Source organism: Pseudoduganella sp. RAF53_2, from assembly GCF_052113985.1.
Classification (GTDB): Bacteria; Pseudomonadota; Gammaproteobacteria; order Burkholderiales; family Burkholderiaceae_D; genus Rugamonas.
In genome coordinates this window covers 1-3696 of sequence record NZ_JBFRDW010000615.1, presented here as the reverse complement: position 1 = coordinate 3696, position 3696 = coordinate 1, and the positions used below count along the sequence as shown (strand labels likewise).

Below are 3696 nucleotides of genomic sequence, written 5' to 3'. Positions count from 1 at the left end.
CGCTTGAAGATGGCCCACACCGCCGTCCACGCCATGACTTCGATGCCCGCCAGCTGCCAGGGCTGGTCCAGCGGCTTACCCAGCAGCAGCGGCACGAAGGGCACGGCCGACAGCGCGAGGTAGCTGAGCAGGATAACTAAGTGGGCAGGGCGCAGCAGAAAACGCATAAAGTCCGGAAATGGGCAAAAACGAGCGCTATTATGGTGGTATTTCCCATCTTCATGGGACCGCAATGCTGCCACATTATTCAGCAAAACCCATTGACTGAGCTGTCGACGGGGTATATACTCGCGAGTTCTCAATTTAGTCTGCGCATCGTATACGCGTTTATCAGGCCGCTCCAGTGAGGGTGGCTTTCCGCGCCTCTGCTGCGATTGACGAGAGAATCGGTTTTAGCCCCCAGGCAGGCTTGCCTGGGATGTCAATGCTGTAATTTTGTTGGATTAAGAACGATGCCAACCATCAATCAATTGATTCGCCAACCACGTACCAAGCTGGTCGTGAAGAGCAAATCGCCGGCACTTGAAAACTGCCCGCAAAAGCGTGGCGTGTGCACCCGTGTGTACACCACCACTCCTAAGAAGCCTAACTCGGCACTGCGTAAAGTTGCAAAAGTGCGTCTGACCAACGGTTTCGAAGTGATTTCGTACATCGGCGGTGAAGGCCACAACCTGCAGGAACACAGCGTTGTTCTGCTGCGCGGCGGTCGTGTAAAAGACTTGCCAGGTGTGCGTTACCACATGGTCCGCGGCTCTCTGGATACCCAGGGCGTTAAAGACCGTAAGCAGGCTCGCTCCAAGTACGGTGCTAAGCGTGCTAAGGCCGCTAAGAAGTAATTCTTGCAATTTAATGAGTTGAGGCGGTCGCGAGACCGAGTAAGTGGAAGGCTATGATGGCCTCCGCGAGTGCCAAAACAGTGGCGCTCAACTGAAGACAAAGGAAATAACATGCCACGTCGTCGTGAAGTACCCAAGCGCGAGATTCTGCCGGACCCAAAATTCGGTAGCACCGAAGTCGCTAAATTCGTTAACGTTCTGATGCTGTCCGGCAAGAAGTCTGTTGCTGAAAACATCATTTACGGTGCATTCGACCACATCCAATCGAAGTCCGGTAAGGACCCGCTGGAAGTGTTCACCGCAGCAATCAACAACGCCAAGCCTATGGTTGAAGTTAAGTCCCGCCGCGTTGGCGGTGCTAACTACCAGGTGCCGGTTGAAGTGCGTCCAGTACGCCGCCTGGCCCTGTCCATGCGTTGGCTGCGTGAAGCCGCTAACAAGCGCTCCGAAAAGTCCATGCCACAACGCCTGGGCGGTGAGCTGATGGAAGCTGCGGAAGGCCGCGGCGGCGCGATGAAGCGTCGTGACGAGGTGCACCGTATGGCTGAAGCGAACAAGGCGTTCTCGCACTTCCGCTTCTAAAAGCCACTAAAATATATGGCCGGCTCGCCCGGCCCCTTATGTTGTTCAGGCCGGGCACATTTTTGATCGCAAAAATGCTGCTCGGTTTTGTCCATTCAAAGATTTAGGATTAACTATGGCCCGCAAGACCCCCATTGAGCGCTACCGTAACATCGGTATTTCCGCTCACATCGACGCAGGTAAGACGACCACTACCGAGCGCGTGCTGTTCTACACCGGCGTGAACCACAAGATTGGTGAAGTGCACGACGGCGCAGCAACCATGGACTGGATGGAGCAGGAACAAGAGCGTGGTATCACCATTACCTCCGCTGCGACCACCTGCTTCTGGAAAGGCATGGGCAACAACTTCCAGCCGCACCACATCAACATCATCGACACCCCGGGCCACGTTGACTTCACCATTGAAGTTGAGCGCTCGATGCGTGTTCTGGACGGCGCCTGCATGGTTTACTGCGCAGTGGGTGGCGTGCAGCCTCAGTCTGAAACCGTGTGGCGTCAGGCTAACAAGTACAAGGTGCCTCGTCTGGCCTTCGTGAACAAGATGGACCGTACCGGCGCCAACTTCTTCAAGGTCTACGAACAGATGCGTTCCCGCCTGAAGGCCAACCCGGTTCTGATCCAGATCCCGATCGGCGCCGAAGACAACTTCGCCGGCGTGATCGACCTGGTGAAGATGAAGGCCATCATCTGGGACGACGCGTCCCAGGGCATGAAGTTCGACTACCGCGATATCCCTGCTGAACTGCAGGATCAAGCGCAAGAGTGGCGCGAGAAGCTGGTGGAAGCAGCTGCCGAATCGTCGGAAGAGCTGATGAACAAGTACCTGGAAGAAGGCGATCTGCCGGAAGCCGACATCAAGAAGGCCCTGCGTGCACGTACCATCGCTTCGGAAATCGTTCCGATGATGTGCGGTACCGCCTTCAAGAACAAGGGCGTGCAAGCGATGCTGGACGCCGTGATCGAATACCTGCCATCCCCAGTGGACATCCCACCAGTGGGCGGCACCGACGAAGACGAACAGCCAGTGACCCGCAAGGCCGCTGACGACGAGAAGTTCTCCGCGCTGGCATTCAAGATCATGACCGACCCGTTCGTGGGCCAGCTGGCATTCTTCCGCGTGTACTCCGGCGCCATCAACTCCGGCGACACCGTGCTGAACTCGGTGAAGAACCGTAAAGAGCGTCTGGGCCGTATTCTGCAGATGCACGCTAACCAGCGTGAAGAGATCAAGGAAGTGCGCGCTGGCGACATCGCCGCTGCCGTGGGCCTGAAAGACGTGACCACCGGTGAAACCCTGTGCGACCCGTCGTCCGTGATCGTGCTGGAACGCATGGTGTTCCCGGAGCCAGTGATTCAGCAGGCTGTTGAGCCGAAGTCCAAGGCTGACCAGGAAAAGATGGGCCTGGCCCTGAACCGCCTGGCACAGGAAGACCCGTCCTTCCGCGTGAAGACCGACGAAGAATCCGGCCAGACCATCATCGGCGGTATGGGCGAGCTGCACCTGGAAATTATCGTTGACCGTATGAAGCGCGAATTCGGCGTGGAAGCGACCGTTGGTAAGCCACAAGTGGCATACCGCGAAACCATCCGCAAGACCGTGACCGACGTGGAAGGTAAGTTCGTCAAGCAGTCCGGCGGCCGCGGCCAGTACGGCCACGCTGTGCTGACCATCGAACCGCAAGAAGCCGGCAAGGGCTTCGAGTTCGTGGACGCGATCAAGGGCGGTACCGTTCCTCGCGAATACATCCCTGCAGTTGAGAAGGGTGTGCGCGAAACCCTGAACACCGGTGTACTGGCGGGCTACCCAGTGGTTGACGTTAAAGTCACCCTGACCTTCGGTTCTTACCACGACGTGGACTCGAACGAAAACGCGTTCCGTATGGCAGGCTCGATGGCATTCAAGGATGGCTGCCGTAAAGCTAACCCAGTGATTCTGGAGCCGATGATGGCTGTGGAAGTTGAGACTCCGGAAGACTACGCCGGTACCGTGATGGGCGACCTGTCGTCCCGCCGCGGTATGGTGCAGGGCATGGACGAGATCCCAGGCGGCGGCGGCAAGATCATCAAGGCAGAGGTTCCTCTGTCCGAGATGTTCGGCTACTCGACCATCCTGCGTTCCGCAACCCAGGGCCGTGCTACCTACACCATGGAGTTCAAGCACTACTCCGAGGCACCGAAGCACGTGACCGACGCGATCATCACCGCGAAAGCGAAGTAATCCTGATCCTGCCTGCCGGGGCGATCCCCCGGCAGGCGGGGCGATCCCCCGGCAGGC

At 57.7% G+C, this 3696-nt stretch carries 3 protein-coding genes; all 3 read left to right on the top strand.

The window, feature by feature from the left end:
* The first annotated feature begins 452 nt into the window (after positions 1-452).
* The 3 genes from rpsL (at position 453) to fusA (ending at position 3639) form a co-directional block, all read left to right on the top strand.
* Positions 453-836 carry a 30S ribosomal protein S12 gene (gene rpsL, locus AB4Z11_RS26450; protein WP_028102972.1) on the top strand — a complete coding sequence of 128 codons (384 nt, stop codon included), beginning with the start codon at positions 453-455 and terminating at the stop codon, positions 834-836.
* A gap of 111 nt (positions 837-947) precedes the next feature.
* Positions 948-1418 (top strand): 30S ribosomal protein S7, encoded by a 471-nt coding sequence (gene rpsG / locus AB4Z11_RS26445; RefSeq protein WP_395403298.1) that lies wholly within the window; start codon positions 948-950, stop codon positions 1416-1418.
* 115 nt (positions 1419-1533) lie between these two features.
* Positions 1534-3639: an elongation factor G gene (gene fusA, locus AB4Z11_RS26440; protein ID WP_442028820.1), complete on the top strand. Its 2106-nt coding sequence runs from the start codon at positions 1534-1536 to the stop codon at positions 3637-3639.
* Positions 3640-3696 lie beyond the last annotated feature (57 nt).

What these genes read in the sequence shown, in the direction of transcription:
- rpsL (WP_028102972.1), top strand. Translation starts at nt 453, where the DNA reads ATGCCAACCATCAATCAATTGATTCGCCAACCACGTACCAAGCTGGTC.
- rpsG (WP_395403298.1), top strand. Translation starts at nt 948, where the DNA reads ATGCCACGTCGTCGTGAAGTACCCAAGCGCGAGATTCTGCCGGACCCA.
- fusA (WP_442028820.1), top strand. Translation starts at nt 1,534, where the DNA reads ATGGCCCGCAAGACCCCCATTGAGCGCTACCGTAACATCGGTATTTCC.